Raw genomic sequence first — 16854 nt, 5'->3', positions numbered from 1 at the left:
AACTCGACGGGAACGCGCCCGTAACGCCTGACCGCTAGGAGGATTGCTGTCGATGACGACGCCGCCGCGCGTACGCCGCACCAACCCCAATGCCGGGACCGTGGTGCTCGACGACCTGTCCAAGCAGATCATCGAACAGCTCCAGGCCGACGGGCGCATGCCGTACGCGGCGATCGGTAAAGCGGTGGGCCTGTCTGAGGCCGCCGTGCGCCAGCGCGTCCAGCGGCTGCAGGACGCCGGCGTGATGCAGATCGTCGCTGTCACCGACCCTCTGACGCTCGGGTTCCCGCGGCAGGCGATGATCGGCATCAACTGCGAGGGCGACCTGGAGGCGGTGGCCGACGAGCTGGCGGCCATCGACGAGATCGACTACGTGGTGCTCACGGCGGGCTCCTTCGATGTGATCGTCGAGGTGGTCTGCGAGGGCGACGGGCACCTATTGGAAATTCTCAGCAAAATTCGCGCCATCCCCGCCGTGCGGGCCACGGAATCGTTCGTGTACCTGAAGCTGCGCAAGCAGACCTACTCCTGGGGCACCCGCTAACCGACCCTCGCGACCGCGCGCACAGGTGCGCCGTCCGCTCCCGGGAGCGGGATCGGGAACAGGGACACCTCGATCGGCCTGCCCCGCGCCTGGGCGTCCAGGAGCCGGTCGAGGCCGGTCAGGTTCTCGGCGATGACGGCGTGCGCGCCGCACAACACCCGGTGTGCCGGGAAGTCCTCAGCCGGCGTGGGGTCCACGCTCAGCGCGTCGATCCCGACCGTCCGCACTCCGCGCTCGACGAGCAACGCCGCGGCCTCCTCGGTCAGGTACGGGTGCGCCTGATAGGCATCCGTTTCCCAGTACGCCGACCATCCGGTGGCGAGGAGCACGATTGGAGCGGTGACGTCCTGGAAGGGCGCCGCCCCGATCGGCGAGCGCGGCGCCAGACCCCGGACGTCCACCAAGACGGCAGGCCCACAGAAGCGGGACAGCGGCAGCTCGTCCAGCGTTGGCAGCGAGTCGTCGATGTGGAACGGCGCGTCCACGTGGGTGCCCGACTGGGAGCCGAGGTGCAGCCCCAGCACGTTGACGCCGTCCCGCGCCACGGTGAGCGCCGGGCCGACCGAGACCTCGGGATCGCCCGGATACACCGGCATCCCGGTCTCGATCGGCACCGACAGGTCGACGAGCTCCATCACGTGACCGGCTCGGCCGCCGCGTCCACGATGGGCAGCACCGGGGTGTCGGCGGCGCGGGCCAGTCGCGGCCCCTCGGGTCCGTAGACCTCGCGCGGCTCCGGGAAGGCGGCCAGCAGCGCCAGGTAGAGCAGCCCGGCCACGGCCAGCCCGACCGGCAGCGAGATGTCCACGCCGCCGGCGAGGTCTCCGAGCGGCCCGACGAACTGCCCCGGCAGGTTGACGAACATCAGCGCCAGTCCCCCCGACACCAGCCAGGCGCTCAGTCCACGCCAGTTCCAGCCGTGCGTGAACCAGTAGCGCCCGCCGCGCTGGCGCCGGTTGAAGACCTGCAGGGCCTCCGGGTCGTACCAGCCGCGCCGGGTCACGTAACCCAGCATCATGATCACCATCCACGGCGCCGTGCACGTGATGATCAGCGTGGCGAACGTGGAGATGCTCTGCGTGAGGTTCGCGGCGAAGCGGCCGATGAAGATGAACACGATCGACAACGTGCCGATGAAGACCGTGGCCTGCACGCGGGAGAAGCGGGTGAAGACGCTGGAGAAGTCGAGCCCGGTGCCGTAGAGCGAGGTCGTGCCCGTGGACATGCCGCCGATGAGCGCGATCAGGCAGACGGGCACGAAGTACCAGCCCGGCGAGATCGCCAGCAGCCCGCCGACGTAGTTGGGCGCGGCCGGGTCGACGTATTCGGCGGCCTTGGCCGCGATGATCGACGCGGTGGCCAGGCCGAAGCAGAACGGCAGGATGGTGGCGATCTGCGACAGGAACGCGGCGGCCATCACGCGCGAGCGCGGCGTGCTCGCCGGGATGTAGCGGGACCAGTCCCCGAGGAACGCTCCGAACGATACCGGGTTCGACAACACGATCAGTGCCGCGCCGATGAACGACGGCCAGAACAGCGGGTCACCCGCCTGCAGCGTGCCCGGGTAAGAGGGGTCGAAGTCGCCGGCGAAGGCGAACACCCCCAGCACGAACAGCAGCGACGCCGCCGCCACCGCGATCTTGTTGACGAACAGCATGAACCGGAAGCCGTAGACGCACACGACCAGCACGAGCACCGCGAAGATCCCGTACGCGACGCCGTAGGACAGGTTGGTGTCCGGCAACCCCACCAACCGGTGCGCGCCGCCGACCAACGCGTCCCCCGACGACCACACCGAGATCGAGAAGAACGCGATCGCGGTGAGCAGCGACAGGAACGAACCCACGACCCGGCCGTGCACGCCCAGGTGGGCCGACGACGAGACGGCGTTGTTGGTGCCGTTGAGCGGTCCGAACAACGACAGCGGCGCCAGGATCAGTGCCCCGACCACCAGCCCGAGCACGGTGGCGGCCAGCCCCTGCCAGAACGACAGGCCGAACAGGATGGGGAAGGCGCCGAGCACGCAGGTGGCGAAGGTGTTCGCACCTCCGAACGCCACCCTGAACAAGTCGGCCGGACGCGCGGTGCGGTCGGAGTCGGGGATGCGCTCGACCCCGTAAGTCTCAATCTCGGTGATGCCGCTCATGTCTGCTTCTCCTGCATCGCTAGCAAACTGACCAGGTCGTACGCCACGTGGGAGGCGGCGATCGAGGTGATCTCCGCGTGGTCGTAGGCCGGGGCCACCTCGACCACGTCGGCCCCGATCAGGTTGCAACCGGCCAGGCCGCGCAGGATCTCCAGCAGCTCCCGGCTGGTGAGCCCGCCCGCTTCCGGCGTCCCGGTGCCGGGCGCGTGCGCGGGATCGAGCACGTCGATGTCGACGGACACGTAGAGCGGCCGGTCGCCGATGCGCTGACGCAGCACGTCGATCACCTCGTCGAGGCCGCGCCGCAGGACATCCGCCGCGGTCAGGATGCCGAATCCGAGCCGCCGGTCGTCCTCGAGATCCTTCTTGCCGTACAGCGGTCCCCGGATCCCGACGTGGCTGACGGCCTCGGTGTCGAGCAGCCCCTCCTCGACCGCCCGCCGGAACGGGGTGCCGTGCGTGTACTCGGCGCCGAAGTACGTGTCCCAGGTGTCGAGGTGCGCGTCGAAGTGCAGCAGCGCCACGGGACCATGCTTCCTGGCCACGGACCTCAGCAGCGGCAGCGCGATGGTGTGGTCGCCCCCGATCGCGACGAGCTTGGCGTCGATCGAGTCCGCCGCGCCCTCGATGCTCTCGATGGCCGCGCCGATGTCGAACGGGTTCGCCGCGATGTCGCCGGCGTCCACCACCTGCGCCCGCTCGAACGGGGAGACGTCCAGCCCCGGATGGTACGGCCGCAGCAGCCGGGAGGCCTCCCTGACAGCCGCCGGGCCGAACCTGGCGCCCGGCCGATAGGACACCCCGGTGTCGAACGGCACGCCCACGACGGCGACGTCGGCCCGCTCCACCTGGTCGAGGCGGGGCAGGCGGGCGAAGGTGGCGAGCCCGGCGAAGCGCGGGACCTGGCTGGAGTCGACAGGGCCTTGGTTCATGCGGCCCAGTGTTCGTCATGCGTCCGACCTGCGGCAATTGTAGGTTCCACGAAGTATTACGGTATGTGTTGTGGCCGACCACAAGCTCACCGTCGAAGACCTCCTCCGCTCCCCCGCCCTCCAGCTCCGCCTGCTGGCGGGCGAGGCCGGGCTGTCGCGTTCGGTGTCGTGGGCGCATGTGAGCGAGCTCGACGACCCGACGCCGTGGCTGCTCGGGGCCGAGCTCATCATGACGACGGGCCTCGGCGTCCCGCGTACGGCCGCCCGCCAGCGCGGCTACCTCGAACGCCTGGACGACGCCGGGGTCTCCGCCCTCGCGCTCTCGGCCCAGCTCCACGTGCCACCGCTGCACCCGGCGTTCTTCGAGGCCGCGGAGTCGCGTGGCATGCCGGTGCTGGAGGTGCCCCTGGCGGTGCCGTTCATCGCGATCGCACAGGAGGTGGCGGCGGCTCTCCAGGAGGACGCGAGCCACCGCCTCGGCGCCCAGCTCCAGGTGTTCGGCGCGCTGCGCTGGCTCGCCTCGGAGGGCCTGGACAACGCGACCCTGTTCAAGCGCCTGGAGCGCCTGTCCGGATACGACGTCTACATGTGCACGCCTCAGGGCCGCGCCCTGCTGCCCGGCGTGCCCGTGCCCACGCTCGACGTCCTGCCCACGGAGCCGGACGCGCCTCCGACGATCCCCGGCGGCTTCGTCCTGCCGGTGTCCGCGCCCGGAGGCCCGGCGGGCTTCCTGGCCGCCTTCGAACGGGAGGGCGCGCGCCCGGCGGGCCTGGCTGTGGTCCAGCACATCGCGACGGTGGCCGCGCTCCAGGTGGCGATGGCCAGGCACGAGCACGAGACCCTGCGCAGGGAAGGCGCCGAGACGCTGGCCGAGCTCCTACAGGACGTGCTCGACCCCCCGGCCGCCCGCCGCCGGCTCGCCAGGCTGGGCCTCCCGCTGGAGGAGGACTCCGTCCTGCTGGTGGTCCGGAGCGCTCCCGACGAGGCCCTGCGCCGGGCCCTGGACGACCTCCCCCACCTCATGCTGCGCAGAGGAGACGACCATTACCTCCTGGGTCCACCGGAACTCGGCTCCGCCATAACTGCGATACCGGGCGTGCGCGCGGGCATGAGCCGCCCGTTCCCGCCCGGCGAGTCGATGCGGCTGGTCCAGCGCGAGGCGCTCTGGGCGGTCGCGCACGCGGCGGAGTCGGGCAAGCCGCTGGCGCACTACGGCGATGACACGACGGGACGCTGGCTGCCCGACGACCCGGCCACGCTGGCGGCCCTGGTGGACCACGTGCTGGGCGAGGTGCTGGCCTACGACAGGGCTCACGACTCGCGCCTGCTGGCGTCCGTACGCGTGTGGATGGAGCGCAACCGCCACACGGACGACGCGGCGGCGGCGCTCCACATCCACCCCAACACCCTGGCCTACCGGCTGCGGCGCTTCGCCGCCCTCACGGGACGCGACCTGTCATCGAGCTCGGCGTTCGCGGAGGTCTGGCTGGCCATCCGCGCCGCCCGCCAGCTCGGGCTTCTGGGGTTTGGGCCGTGACGGGCCAGTTGGCCCGTACGTCCAGACTTGGCCGGGGCCGAAGAGCTCTTCCGCCGACTCGACGTGGAACGCCTCCACGAGCCAGGTGTCCAGGATGATCGGGTCCTGGCAGCCGAGAATTCGCTCGCGGATGTCGTTGGACACAGGCAAGCCGCTGGTCTCAAGAATGTGGAGCACCGTGCCGGCCTTCTCCCGCAGCTTTTGCATGTAGAGGCGCTGGTACTCGTATTTCTCTTGGGCCATGAGGCTCATCCAGTACTCGCGTGGCGAGATCTCCGTGGTCGGCGGTTCAGACAAAGAGTCCGTCCGCAGACTCGACGGTGAACGCCCGCTGGAACCAGGCTTCGAGAGTGGCCGTGTCCTCACAGCTCGCGATCCGCTCACGGACCTTCTCGGACACCGCGATGCCACGCATCTCCAGCAGCTTCAGCAGAAGGAAGCTTGGCTTCGCCTTCCGCCCTGCCTTCCGCCCTGCCCTCAGCCAGCAGGCTCTCGGCGTACTCGCCCTGGTAGGGATGGGTCTGCATAGCCATGAGTCTCCCCCATTCTTCCTGTGCCACGCCAGTCAGCGACACGTTTATGTAGTGCCCGTACTGTCCGGCAAGCTGTCTCCGTGATGACGCCGAGCTTCTCCTTCCCCTTGACGTAGAGCAGCGCGCCGTCGGCTCGGCATACAGCCGGCTTAGCGTCCGACAAGTCGGGCGAGGCGAGCCGAGCCTCGCTCGATTCCGGTATCGGCAGGTCGAACAGCGCCCGCAGCATCTGCGCGGTATGTCCGAAATCGAGGGCGGTGACTTTGGTGATCCCCTCGTGTTGCGACGTGACCATGCCGCAACATTACAACTGGCGTTCGATCCATTACTCAGAGTTGACGAATTTGGATGGTCGCGATTTCCCACGGCTCCATGGGAAGCCGCACCTCACCATCGCTGACCTGCACGGACTCACCGGGACGGCCGCGCAGATCCGCGCGCCGCGCTTGCCCGAAGGCGCCGGAAATGACGGCTTCCGTGGCGTCGGGGGTCTGCGCCACCACCCGCAGCTCCTGCCAGTCGTCGCGCATCCTGAGCGAGGTCATCACCACCCCGTCGCCCGTCACCGACAGCCCGGACGCGGGAGAAGGCAGCGGGAGCGCCCGGTCGCCCTGGCCTGGGACCACGAGGAGGTCGTGGCGGAAGGTCTCCGCCTGGGGCACGGCCTCCTGCCAGGAGTCCTGGTACGGCATCAGCGCCAGGCTCACCGAGCGCAGCCCGCGTGACTGGGCGGCCGGGGTCGGGAGCTGGGGACCGGCAGGTTCGGGGCGGAGGGCGTTGCGGTTGCGGGAGAGGTAGCCGACCGAGCGCAGCAGGGTGAGGGCCAGTTCGCCGTCCACCAGTTCGTACTCCGTCACGTGCTCGAGCAGCGCAGCCACGCCCCCTGCGGCCACCCACGACGAGGCGGGGAAGGTGGGCAGCGGGGTCTCGCCGCAGCCGCCCTCCGAGGTCAGCCCGCGGGTGACGACCGCGAACTGGCCCTCGGCGTGCGACTGCGACGCCGGAGCGGGCAGCGGCACGTGCAGGCGTACGCGATGGTCCTCGCACCGGTTGTCGAACTCGACGTGCAGGCGCACATAAGGCTCGCCGGCCCGCAGCTCGACGCGGGTGGTGACGACGATCTCCTCGGTACGGAGACTCCGGGAGGGGGCGGGGAGCTCGGGAGCGCCGTCGACGCCGTCGCCGGACTCCGGCCACCGGTACGTGCGCCGTACGTCCACCTGGGCCACCACCGGACCCGAGCTGATCAGCTCCGTCTCCACGGACATCGGCTGGGAGACGATCAGGTCCGTGAGCGGGGGCGCGTGGTTGTAGGTGTCGCCGACGTCGCCGCCGTCCACGATGCGGCCCGCGCCCGTGACCGTGGTGCCGTCCCGGCTCAGCAGCGTCAATGTGCCGTCGTCGGCGATCGTGACCCGCAGCAGGCCGTTGTCCAGCACCTGCTCGTCCCCGCGCACCGGCAGGGTCGCCGAGTCGGAGCCGAGCCAGCAGGACGGGTCGTGCTCCATGGGCCGGCGGTCGGGTGCGGGCCTTCCGTACACCTGATCGTGCGGAGCGGGCCGCAGGCTCGTGTGGCCCAGCGGCGGGACTTCGACCAGGGCCGCGACCTTGCGCCTCGGCTCGGCGAGGATGCGGACGCGGGTCACCGCGTCCAGCGCTCCGCGCAGGTCCTCCGCGTCGAAGGCCAGCGACGTCTCCCGCGCCACCGTGAACGTCAGCGTCTCGCCCTCGATCGACCAGCCCGTGATCTGCTGTCCGTAGAGCTCGGTGCCGTGGATGAAGGTCAGCGCGAGTGCCGGGTCCATCTCCTCGTCGAGCAGCAGCGTCCCCGCGTACTCCAGCGTCTGCGACGGCACGGGCGCACCGGAGGCGTCCACGAGCGGGTCCGTCCCGGCCAGGTCCACGATGACCACGCCGCTGCGCACCCGGGGCGTCGGGTTGACGACGAGCGCCCCGTCGGAGGGCACCGACTCGGCCAGGCGGGCGGTCACCATGTCGCGCACGGCCTGCCCGAGGTGCTCGGCCTCCGCGATGCGCGCGGCCACCTGCTGGGCGGTGTCGTCCACGCCGCAGCCGGTCACCGAGTCGTGCCCGCTGGCGTCCACCAGCCGCCACCACGCCATGTCGAGGAAGCGGCCGGGCCACTCCCCGCCCCAGAGGGTGGCGAGGGGCTCGGCGTAGCGCTCGACCATGCGCTCGGCGCGGCCCATGGCCTGCTTGACGTGGGCGCGGACCGAGATGACGCCGGGCAGGATGTTGGCCCTGGCGTGGGAGCGCAGCTCGCCGGCCACGCGCGGCAGCCCGTCCACATCGCCGGGATACTCACCGATGTATCCGGACAAGGTGTCCATCCGGGCGCCGATCGCGGCCACCATCTGCGGGAGCCCGCGTACGGGCGCCGAGTGGTCGGTGCCGTACATGGCCAGCAGCGGCCCCTTGGGCCCGTGCCACTCCCGCATGGTCGTCACGAACGCGTCCGCCCGCTCGGCCAGGCCGGACGGGTCCGAGAACAGGTGCGCGCCGTTGCCGTACCCGCCCGCGGGCAGGTACTGGGTGCGCAGCGCCGTCCCGTCGGGCGCGACCCAGGCGAAGGCGTCGGTGGTGACCGAGGACGGCACCCCGCGATAGACGCAGGCGTGCAGCAGGCCGGCCTTGCGCAGGATCTGCGGCATCTGCGCCGTATGCCCGAACATGTCGGGCAGGTACCCGACCGGCATCGCCCCGCCGAGCTTGTCCGCCCGGGCCATGCCCAGCTCGAGGTTGCGCACGATGTTCTCGCCCGAGCACAGGAACTCGTCGAGCAGGATCTGCCACGGGCCCACCGCCAGCCGCCCCGACTCGACGAGCGCGGCGATGCGGTCGCGGTTCTCCGGCCGCACCTCCAGGTAGTCATCCACGCAGGCCAGCTGCCCGTCGAGGGTGAAGTGGTAGGCGGGCTCGCGCTCCATCTGATCGAGCACCTCGTCGAGCAGTGCCACCAGCCGCAGCCGGAAGCGCTGGAACGGCTCGTACCACTCCCTGTCCCAGTGCGTGTGCGGGACGACGACGATCTCAGCGCTCACGCTGCTTCCCCTCCAATGGGCAGATCATGCTGTACGGCGTAGCGGGCGGCGATCCGCTGGGCCGTCACGATGTCCTCCAGCCCGCCGCTCGCGTCGGTGAGCGGCGGCTTGCCATCGTTCACGAAAGCATGGAAGGCGGCCAGTTGTACTTCGAATGCCTCGGTGACGTCGCGGTACTCCGTACGGCTCTCGGCGCCGGACACCACGGTGAGGGTCGTGGGGGCGTTCATCAGGTAGGGCGAGGGGAAGACCAGCTCCAGCGAGCCCTTGTCGTGGTGGATGGCCACGGTCTCGCGGTAGGCAGGGTAGTCCTCCAGGTAGTGCCAGCGGATCGCGAACCGCCCCCGGACCGGCAGGGGACCGCTGATCTCGATGGACCCGGGCGCGGGCCCCCACGTCTCAACGTACGAAATTTCCGCAGGAGAGCCGGTAAAGCGCCTCAAGAGCGACAAATCATGGCATATCGAGCCGAGCGCCACCCCGTACAACCCCCGCACCGACTCCGGCGCCGACTCCCCCAGCGCCTGCGAGACCAGCCCGCGCTCGGCGGCACGCAGCGAGCCGAGCAGTCCGGGATCCACGTCCCGCGCCTGCGTCAGGTTGGCGAAGGCCAGCTGCGACTCCCCGCTGGGATGCAGCACGGTCACCTCGACCGACCTGATCACCTCGGGCCCGCCCAGCTCGGCCAGCAGCTCCTCGGCCCTGCGCACGGCCGGGTCGTACTGCTTCATGTAGCCCACCATCAGCCGCCCCTCGGGCAGCGCCGCCACCTCGGCCCTGGTCAGCGCGAGCGGCTTCTCGCACAGCACGGCGTACCCGGCGGCCAGCGCCCGGCCCACCGTCTCCCCGTGCGAGCCGGACGCGAGGACGAGCACGGCGTCGAAGCCCCCGGCGGAGAGCATCTCCTCCACCGTGGTGTAACGTCCGGCCGCGCCCAGCCGGTCGCCGACGGCGTCGGCCAGCGTCCGCGACAGGTCGCAGACCGCGGCCACCTCGAACAGGTCTCGCCGCCTCGACAGCAGCGGCACGTACACCGCCTGCGTGACAGCGCCGCATCCCACCAGCGCGATTCTCAAATTCCCAAGTCCTTCAGCTTCTGGCGGTTGGCCGCCTGGTCGGCGATGTTCTGGGCGACGGTGCGGCGTCCGGGCAGGGTGTCCTGCTCGATGACGATCCACCCCGCGTAGTCGATCTCGTCAAGGGTGCGCAGGACGGCAGGCAGGTCCAGCTCGCCCTCGCCCAGCGGGGCGAACCCGCCGCGTCCCATGAGCTCGCGCAGGTCGGCGCCGTCGGCCAGGGCCTGGGCGAGGATCTTCGTGTCGCCGTCCTTGATGTGCACGTGCCCGACCCGGCTCGCCCAGTCGCGCAGCGCCGTCACCGGGTCGCCCCCGGCCAGCAGCAGATGGCCGGTGTCGAGGCAGAGCTGCACATCGGTCAGCTCCAGCAGCCGCTCCACGTCGCCGGGGGTCTCGACGTAGGTGCCGAGGTGGTGGTGGAACGCGGGCTCCAACCCGCGCTCGCGGCATCGATCGGTCGCCTCCTGCACGCGGGCGGCGTACGCCGCCCACTCCGACGACGGCAATCCTGGAACGCTCCCGCCGGGGCGCGCGAACCGCTCCGGCGACCCCGAGCAGGCCAGCGTGGGCCGCGGCCCGAACCCCTCCGGCGCCAGGGGCGCGGCGGCGAACACGTCGAGCGCGGCCTCCAGCGCGGGCAGTCCGGCCTCGTACGCCTCCGCGTCGCTGTAGCGCAGGTCCACCCAGCCGCCCGCGAGCAGCAGCCCGTTTCCGGCCAGCCGGTCGGCGAGCCCGGATCCGGTGCCCAGGTAACCGATCGGCCCGGAGTCGATGCCCTCATAGCCGGCCTCGGACAGCGCGCGGACCATCTCATCGGCGCTCAAGGGCGGCGGCGCGGTGGCCAGCTCGAACACGCCGAAGCTCACGGGCGCGTTGGCGACTTTTACTCGCACAGTGCGATCACCTCGTTCTCGTAAGTTTCCAGGCGGTGTCGTCCGTCAATGGCCTGCAGCAACGCGCGCTCGCCGCGTACGACCTGGCGGGTGCCGTCGGGGCGTACCAGCACCAGGCCGTCGGCGTCCAGGGCGAGCAGCTCGTCGCCCAGCCTGAGCAGCAGCGGCCCGTCGGGGCCCGTGGAGACGGCGGTGCGGCCGGCGCGCACGCCGTCCAGCACCGTGCTCGTGTCCTCGGCCAGCACCCACGTCGTCGGCGCGCCCGGCAGGCCGTCCGAGCCGTCCCGGTGGAAGTCGCTGCCGCCGATCGCGATCACGTCGTCGCGCCAGGCGTCCGCCCAGGCCAGCGGCGCGCCCCAGCGGCGGTCCCACCACCCGGAGCTCCAGACCTCGGCGACCCGGGGCCGGCGGGTGATGGGCAGCAGCCAGGCGCAGTCGCCGCCGAGCGGGTGGTTGATCGAGATCAGCCCGCCCTCGCGCTCGGCGTGCTCGACCCAGGAGTCGGCCGGCTGCCTGAAGTCGACCCAGCCGACGTCGCCGAACACGTTCGCGTGGCCCCGGTCGGTGGTGACCTCCTGGCCCGGGATAAGCGTGATGTCACGGTCGATCTTGGCCAGCCAGGGGTGGTGGCTGACGGTGTTGTGGTCGGTGACGGCCAGGAAGTCGAGGCCGCGAGCGTGAGCCGCCTCGGCCAGCTCGGCGATGGTCAGGCTGCCGTCGCTGTGCAGGGTGTGGGCGTGGAAGTCCCCGGCGAACCACCGCAAGCCATCGACGGAAGGGATGTCCCGCCGTGGCGGACGCTCCCCGTGCGGCGGCTCCTCGGCGACCGGCTCAGCCGGGGCGACGGCCGACGTGGTGATCTCCAGCGTGTAGTCGAGCCCCTGCGGCGGGATGCGGTGCAGCCGCAGCCACACGTGCCACGTCCCGGACTCCGGCTCGCCCGGCAGGTAGCCGGGGGTGGCCCAGTCCCGGGTGATCGTGTACGAGTCACGCGCGCCCCCGGACCAGCCGCGAAAGCCGTCCGGCGCGCCGCATCCGAGGTCGATCACCCCTTGCGACCTGTCGTACGACAGCTGGACGGAAACGGCCGCGGTCCCGGCGGGCACCTCGAACGGCACCTCCCGCAGGATCCGCTCCAGCCGGTCGTCCAGGCTCCAGTGACCTCTCAAATCAGCTCTCCGTCCCGGTAGACCAGGGCGCGGTCGCGCCGGGGCACCGCGTAGCCGTCGTCGCCGATGGCGGGTTCGCTGCCCTCGGGCACGACGGCCTGCACGGTCACGTCGTTGACGTCGAGGGTCACCAGGTGAGACGCGCCGAGGTTCTCCACGATGGCCACCTTGCCGCCCAGCGCGCCCTCCGCGGGCTCGGGCGAGTAGGCCAGGTATTCGGGCCGCACGCCGTACACGATCTTCTCCCCGTCGGACAGCCGTCCTTCGGCCGAGGCCGGGACCGCCACCTTGCACCCTGCCACGTCCAGCGTGTCACCTCGTACGGTGCCGTCCAGCAGGTTCATGGGTGTCGAGCCGATGAATCCGGCCACGAACGTGTTGGCGGGCCGTTGGAACACCTCGGCCGGGGTGCCGATCTGCCGGATGTGCCCGGCCTCCATGACGGCCATCCTGTCGGCCATGGCCAGGGCCTCCGCCTGGTCGTGGGTGACGAAGACGGTGGTGACGCCCAGCTCGCGCTGGAGCTTCTTCAGGAACGTACGGGCCTCGAGCCGCAGCCGTGCGTCCAGGTTGGACAGCGGCTCGTCGAAGAGGAACGCCTGCGCCTGCGTGGCCATCACCCTGGCCAGCGCCACGCGCTGCTGCTGCCCGCCGGAGAGCTGGCCTGGACGCCGGTCCATGAGATGGTCGAGGCCGAGCCGCGCGCCCACCTCTGCGGCCTTGTCGCGGCGCGCGGACTTGGCGACCTTCTTGATGCGCAGCGGGTAGGCGATGTTGTCCGTGACGTCCATGTGCGGGAAGAGCGCGTAGTCCTGGAAGACCATGGCGACGTCCCGGGCGCCCGGTTGCACGCTCGTCACGTCCCTGTCGCCGATGACGACGGCCCCGCCGGTCGCGGTCTCCAGCCCGGCGATCGTGCGCAGCAGCGTGGTCTTGCCGCAGCCGGAGGGCCCGAGCAGGGCGAAGAACTCGCCGTCGGGGATGGCCAGGTCGAGTGAGTCGAGCGCCTTCACCCCGCCGGGGTAGACCTTGGTCAGCCCGCGTAGTTCGATTCCGGCCATTAACGCTTGATCCCTCCGTGGAAGCGGAAGCCGTACTTCTTGCTGACGAACAGGTACATGAGGACCACGGGGATCGAGTAGAGCAGGCCGAACGTGGACAACATGCTGAGGTTGGCCTGGCCGCCCTCGGTGTACAGCGTGTACGTGATCACAGCGGCCGGCTGCTTCTCGACGTCGCTCAGCAACAGGTACGGCATCAGGAAATTTCCCCACACGTTGGCCACGGCCCAGACCGCGATCGTCGCCAGCCCAGGGCGTACGAGTGGCACCACCACGTGCCGCACGATCTGCAACGGCGTGGCCCCGAACACCCGCGCCGACTCCTCATACGACTTCGGCGTCGAGTCCATGAAGTCCTTGAGCATGAAGATCGCGGCCGGCAGCAGCCCGCCGGTCAGGATGAGGATCAGCCCGAGCTGCGAGTCGATGAGGTTCAGCTCCACCGCGAGCTGGAACAGCGGCACCATGGCCGCCGTCCCCGTGATGATCGACGACAGGAGCAGCAGGGCGTAGAGCAGCGCGTCCCGGCCGGGCAGCCGCACCCGGCTCAGCGCGTACGCGGCCAGCGCGGCCAGGATCACCACCAGGACGGCCGTGCCGACGGCCAGCACCAGCGAGTTGTAGAGGGACGGCAGCGCGTACGGGTGCTCGACGACCGCCTTGAAGTTGTCCAAGGTGAAGTCGGGCACCTTGACCTCGTACGTCGGGTCCGACGTGAAGGGCGCCGTCACCAGCCACAGCAGCGGGATCGTGAAGAAGGCCAGCAGCACCGCGATCAGCGTGTAGAAGCCGATCCGGCCCAGCACGAAACGCGTCATTTCTTGCTCCGGAGCAGCCGCAGGTAGAACACCGCCACGACCAGGTTGATGAGCAGGATGATCGTGGAGACCGCGGCGCCGTAGCCCAGCTCGCCGCTCTGCAGCGCGACCTTGTACACGTGTACGGCCAGCACCTCGGACTTACCGTCGGGGCCGCCCGCGGTGAGCATGAAGGGGGTGAAGTCGTTGAACGTCCACAGGCTGATGAGCAGCAGGTTGGTCAGGATGTGCCCTCTGATGTGCGGGAACACCACGTCCCTGAGCTGCTGCCAGCCGGAGGCCCCGGCCAGGCGGGCGCTCTCCAGGTGCGACGGGGGCACGTTCCCGAGCGCGGCGCCGTACAACATCATCGAGAACGCGGTGCCGCGCCAGGTGTTGAACACGATGATCGACAGCATGGGGTGGTCGAGCAGCCAGCCGAAGCCCTGGATGCCGAGCAGCGCGTTCAGCGTGCCGGCGTCGCGGTCGAGCAGCGCCACCCACAGGAAGGACACGATCGCGCTCGGCAGGATCCAGGCCAGGATGACCAGGCCCTCGACCAGCCGCTTCAGCGGCCCGCGCCGGTCGCGCAGCAGCCAGGCGATCGCGAAGCCGAGCCCGACCTGCCCGATGACGGCCGAGCCCAGCACGAACTCGACGGTCAGCCAGGTGGAGTTCCAGAACTCCGGGTTGGACACCGCGTCGATGAGGTTGGCAGGCCCGACGAACTGGGGCTCCGCGGCGGCGGCGCCGGTCAGACGGTAGTTCGTGAGACCGAGATAGAGCACCCAGAGCGCCGGGAAGACGAGGAAGACCACGACGAGCAGCAGGGCGGGGGCCACGAAGACCCCTGCCCGCAGCCTGCCCAGGCCCGCCGCGTCCGAGCTGTACCGGGCCGGTTCGGCGGCCTCGGTTACCTCAGGAGGCGATGTTGCCAGCGCCACCGACGATTCCCTCAAGCTTCTTCTGGTAGTCGGCCGCCGCCTGGTCGGGCGCCGTGCCGCCCACTACCGCGGCCGTGGCCTCCTGGAGCGCCACCGACACCTGCGGGTAGACGGCGACCGGCGGCCGGTAGGCCGTCAGCGGCAGCACCTTCTCCGAGATGTAGGCGAGCAGCGGCTCGTTCGCGAGGATCTCCTTGTTGACGTCGGTACGCGGCGTGATGCGTACGTTGCCGTCCTTGGTCTCCTCCTTCAGCGCATCCGGCGAGAGTGTGAAGGCCGCCAGCTCGAAGGCCTCCTTCGGGTGCTTGCTGTTGGGGTTCACGGTACGCAGCGCGCCGCCGGACATGCTGACGAAGTCCTGGCCGCGGATGCCCTTGCCGGGCTCCATCGCCGGGATCATGGCGTAGCCGACGACCTGGTCACGGTCGGGCATCTTGGCCACGCCGTCCTTGGGGTTGACGACGCCGCGCCAGAAGTAGTCGCCCTCCATCAGGATGCCGATCTTGCCCTCGGCGAACTGCTGGAACGACTTGTCGCGGCCCTTGGCCTCCTGCTGGAGCTTGGGGTCGCCGAGGCCGCCGCCGTAGATCTTCTGGTAGAAGGCGAGCGCGTCCTTCATCGGCTGCGCGGCGCCGGTCCACTTGCCGTCCTTCTGCACCTCGCCGCCCGCGCCCGCGAGCAGCGGCAGCACGCCCTGCATGGAGGTGGCCTCGCCCATCGCGGTGCCGGCGTTGATCTGGATCGGCACGGGCACGCCCGCGGTCTTCAGCTTCGTGCCGGCGTCGATGATCTCCTGCCAGCTCTTCGGCTGCCAGTCGGCCGGGAGCCCGGCCTTCTGGAAGATGGTCTTGTTGAAGTAGAGCACCCGGCCGTCGGTGCCGACGGGCAGGGCGTACTTCTTGCCGTTGAACGTGGCCACGCCCTGGACGGCCTCGGGGATCTGCGCCCAGCCGTCCCAGTTGTCGGCGTCGGCGCCGACCAGGTCCGACAGCGGCTTGATGTAGCCGGCCTCGGCGAACTCGCCGGCCCAGATGCCGTCGATGTCCATCACGTCCGCGCCCTTGCCTGACTTGAGGTCAAGGGAGAGCTTGGTCTTGTACTGCTCGTCGTCGACGCCGCTGGGGACGAACTTGACCTTGACGTCCTTGCCCTTCGCCTTCTGGGCCGCCTCGAACTTGGGGATGACCCAGTTCATGATGAAGTTCGCTCCGGCGGCGTTCTTCCCGCCCGCGATGGCGTTCTGGGTGATCGTCAGCTCGATGGCGTCACCGCTTCCGCCGGACGACTGGCCGCAGGCGGCGAGCCCCAGACCGGCCGCGGCGATGACCGCGACCACACCCACCGATCGTTTCCGCAATGCCATGCATACCCTCCGACATGTCCGTAAAGGAGGTAAAGCCATCGGCCAATATGTCATGACATTCATATGACGTAAAGACCTGGCCATAGTTCGAGGATGTGCCCGCATGCTGCATCTTTTGCCCGGACAAGGGGGAGCTAACAGTCCGACACTATGCGATGTGAGTCGCATGGTTTCGGTCGGGGCACACTAGGCAACATAGTGGACATCCGTATGTCATGACAATATGCCATAGTGTCGAAGGTAAGCTCCGTCCCTGGAGGTGCGTTGGTGCAGAATCCGCGACCTGCGGAAGGCCGCCCGCCGCGGCCCACCGTGTACGACCTGATCACGATCGGCCGCTGCGGCGTCGACGTCTACCCGCTGCAGACCGGCGTCGGCCTGGCCGACGTCGAGACCTTCGGCAAGTTCCTCGGCGGCAGCCCGACCAACGTGGCCGTCGCCGCGGCGCGACACGGGCTGCGCTCTGCCGTGATCACCGGTGTGGGAGCGGATCCGTTCGGAGAGTTCGTACGGCGGGCGATCCGCGGCTTCGGCGTGGACGACGCCTTCGTGAGCACCGTCGAGGGCCCGCCGACGCCCGTCACGTTCTGCGAGATCTTCCCTCCAGACCACTTCCCGATCTACTTCTACCGCGGCGAGCACCCGCCTGACCTGCAGATCTCCCCGTCCCACCTGGACCTCGAGGCGATCGCGGACACGAGCCAAGACGATCCGTCGTGGGCGAGCCATCAGCATGTGGTGGGACACGGGATGCTCCTGCGGTTCTGGGAGACGGGCCGCGCCCGCGACCTGCGACG

General features: G+C 70.1%; 16 protein-coding genes. 3 read left to right on the top strand and 13 right to left on the bottom strand.

What is annotated here, in order from left to right:
- Positions 1-52: 52 nt before the first annotated feature.
- On the top strand, positions 53-544 hold the full coding sequence (locus AB0J09_RS20875) for an Lrp/AsnC family transcriptional regulator (protein WP_360693271.1): 492 nt from the start codon (positions 53-55) through the stop codon (positions 542-544).
- Here AB0J09_RS20875 and AB0J09_RS20870 read toward each other — a convergent pair.
- From AB0J09_RS20870 to speB, 3 genes are read right to left on the bottom strand one after another with little or no spacing between them, the layout of a single operon-like run.
- Complete coding sequence (locus AB0J09_RS20870; protein WP_360693269.1) at positions 541-1179, bottom strand: cyclase family protein; 639 nt, start codon at positions 1177-1179, stop codon at positions 541-543. The genes AB0J09_RS20875 and AB0J09_RS20870 overlap by 4 nt on opposite strands.
- Positions 1179-2690: a cytosine permease gene (locus AB0J09_RS20865; RefSeq protein ID WP_360693266.1), complete on the bottom strand. Its 1512-nt coding sequence runs from the start codon at positions 2688-2690 to the stop codon at positions 1179-1181. Before AB0J09_RS20865 ends, AB0J09_RS20870 begins: the two co-directional genes overlap by 1 nt.
- Positions 2687-3622, bottom strand: a complete 936-nt coding sequence (gene speB / locus AB0J09_RS20860) for an agmatinase (protein ID WP_360693263.1) — start codon at positions 3620-3622, stop codon at positions 2687-2689. The genes AB0J09_RS20865 and speB overlap by 4 nt, the downstream gene beginning before the upstream one ends.
- Positions 3623-3692: 70 nt before the next feature.
- On the opposite strand from speB, the gene AB0J09_RS20855 reads away from it, so the two are divergent.
- A complete protein-coding gene (locus tag AB0J09_RS20855) occupies positions 3693-5159 on the top strand; it encodes a PucR family transcriptional regulator ligand-binding domain-containing protein (protein ID WP_360693260.1) in 1467 nt (488 codons plus the stop codon).
- On the opposite strand, the gene AB0J09_RS20850 is transcribed toward AB0J09_RS20855, so the two are convergent.
- The 10 genes from AB0J09_RS20850 to AB0J09_RS20805 form a co-directional block, all read right to left on the bottom strand.
- Positions 5079-5402: a hypothetical protein gene (locus tag AB0J09_RS20850; protein WP_360693257.1), complete on the bottom strand. Its 324-nt coding sequence runs from the start codon at positions 5400-5402 to the stop codon at positions 5079-5081. The genes AB0J09_RS20855 and AB0J09_RS20850 overlap by 81 nt on opposite strands.
- Before the next feature lie 46 nt (positions 5403-5448).
- Entirely contained in the window at positions 5449-5574 is a 126-nt protein-coding gene (locus tag AB0J09_RS20845) for a hypothetical protein (RefSeq protein ID WP_360693255.1), read from the bottom strand.
- Positions 5575-6021: 447 nt separating this feature from the next.
- On the bottom strand, positions 6022-8754 hold the full coding sequence (locus tag AB0J09_RS20840; protein ID WP_360693252.1) for a glycoside hydrolase family 38 C-terminal domain-containing protein: 2733 nt from the start codon (positions 8752-8754) through the stop codon (positions 6022-6024).
- Positions 8751-9830 carry a Gfo/Idh/MocA family oxidoreductase gene (locus tag AB0J09_RS20835; RefSeq protein ID WP_360693249.1) on the bottom strand — a complete coding sequence of 360 codons (1080 nt, stop codon included), beginning with the start codon at positions 9828-9830 and terminating at the stop codon, positions 8751-8753. The genes AB0J09_RS20840 and AB0J09_RS20835 overlap by 4 nt, the downstream gene beginning before the upstream one ends.
- Positions 9827-10723, bottom strand: coding sequence for a TIM barrel protein (locus tag AB0J09_RS20830; RefSeq protein ID WP_360693246.1), 897 nt, complete (start codon positions 10721-10723; stop codon positions 9827-9829). The genes AB0J09_RS20835 and AB0J09_RS20830 overlap by 4 nt, the downstream gene beginning before the upstream one ends.
- Positions 10714-11892: a CehA/McbA family metallohydrolase gene (locus AB0J09_RS20825; protein ID WP_360693243.1), complete on the bottom strand. Its 1179-nt coding sequence runs from the start codon at positions 11890-11892 to the stop codon at positions 10714-10716. The genes AB0J09_RS20830 and AB0J09_RS20825 overlap by 10 nt, the downstream gene beginning before the upstream one ends.
- Positions 11889-12953, bottom strand: coding sequence for an ABC transporter ATP-binding protein (locus tag AB0J09_RS20820; protein WP_360693240.1), 1065 nt, complete (start codon positions 12951-12953; stop codon positions 11889-11891). Before AB0J09_RS20820 ends, AB0J09_RS20825 begins: the two co-directional genes overlap by 4 nt.
- On the bottom strand, positions 12953-13771 hold the full coding sequence (locus AB0J09_RS20815; protein WP_360693237.1) for a carbohydrate ABC transporter permease: 819 nt from the start codon (positions 13769-13771) through the stop codon (positions 12953-12955). The genes AB0J09_RS20820 and AB0J09_RS20815 overlap by 1 nt, the downstream gene beginning before the upstream one ends.
- Positions 13768-14694 (bottom strand): sugar ABC transporter permease, encoded by a 927-nt coding sequence (locus AB0J09_RS20810; protein ID WP_360693234.1) that lies wholly within the window; start codon positions 14692-14694, stop codon positions 13768-13770. Before AB0J09_RS20810 ends, AB0J09_RS20815 begins: the two co-directional genes overlap by 4 nt.
- Entirely contained in the window at positions 14669-16057 is a 1389-nt protein-coding gene (locus tag AB0J09_RS20805) for an extracellular solute-binding protein (protein ID WP_360693231.1), read from the bottom strand. Before AB0J09_RS20805 ends, AB0J09_RS20810 begins: the two co-directional genes overlap by 26 nt.
- A 312-nt stretch (positions 16058-16369) precedes the next feature.
- On the opposite strand from AB0J09_RS20805, the gene AB0J09_RS20800 reads away from it, so the two are divergent.
- Positions 16370-16854, top strand: a 485-nt coding sequence (locus AB0J09_RS20800) for a PfkB family carbohydrate kinase (RefSeq protein WP_360693296.1), incomplete at its 3' end; no start/stop codon positions are given.

Origin of the sequence: Nonomuraea sp. NPDC049784, assembly GCF_040659615.1 — a bacterium.
Classification (GTDB): Bacteria; Actinomycetota; Actinomycetes; order Streptosporangiales; family Streptosporangiaceae; genus Nonomuraea.
The sequence above is the reverse complement of the archived record's forward strand: the minus strand, read 5'-3'. Positions and strand labels throughout refer to the sequence as shown.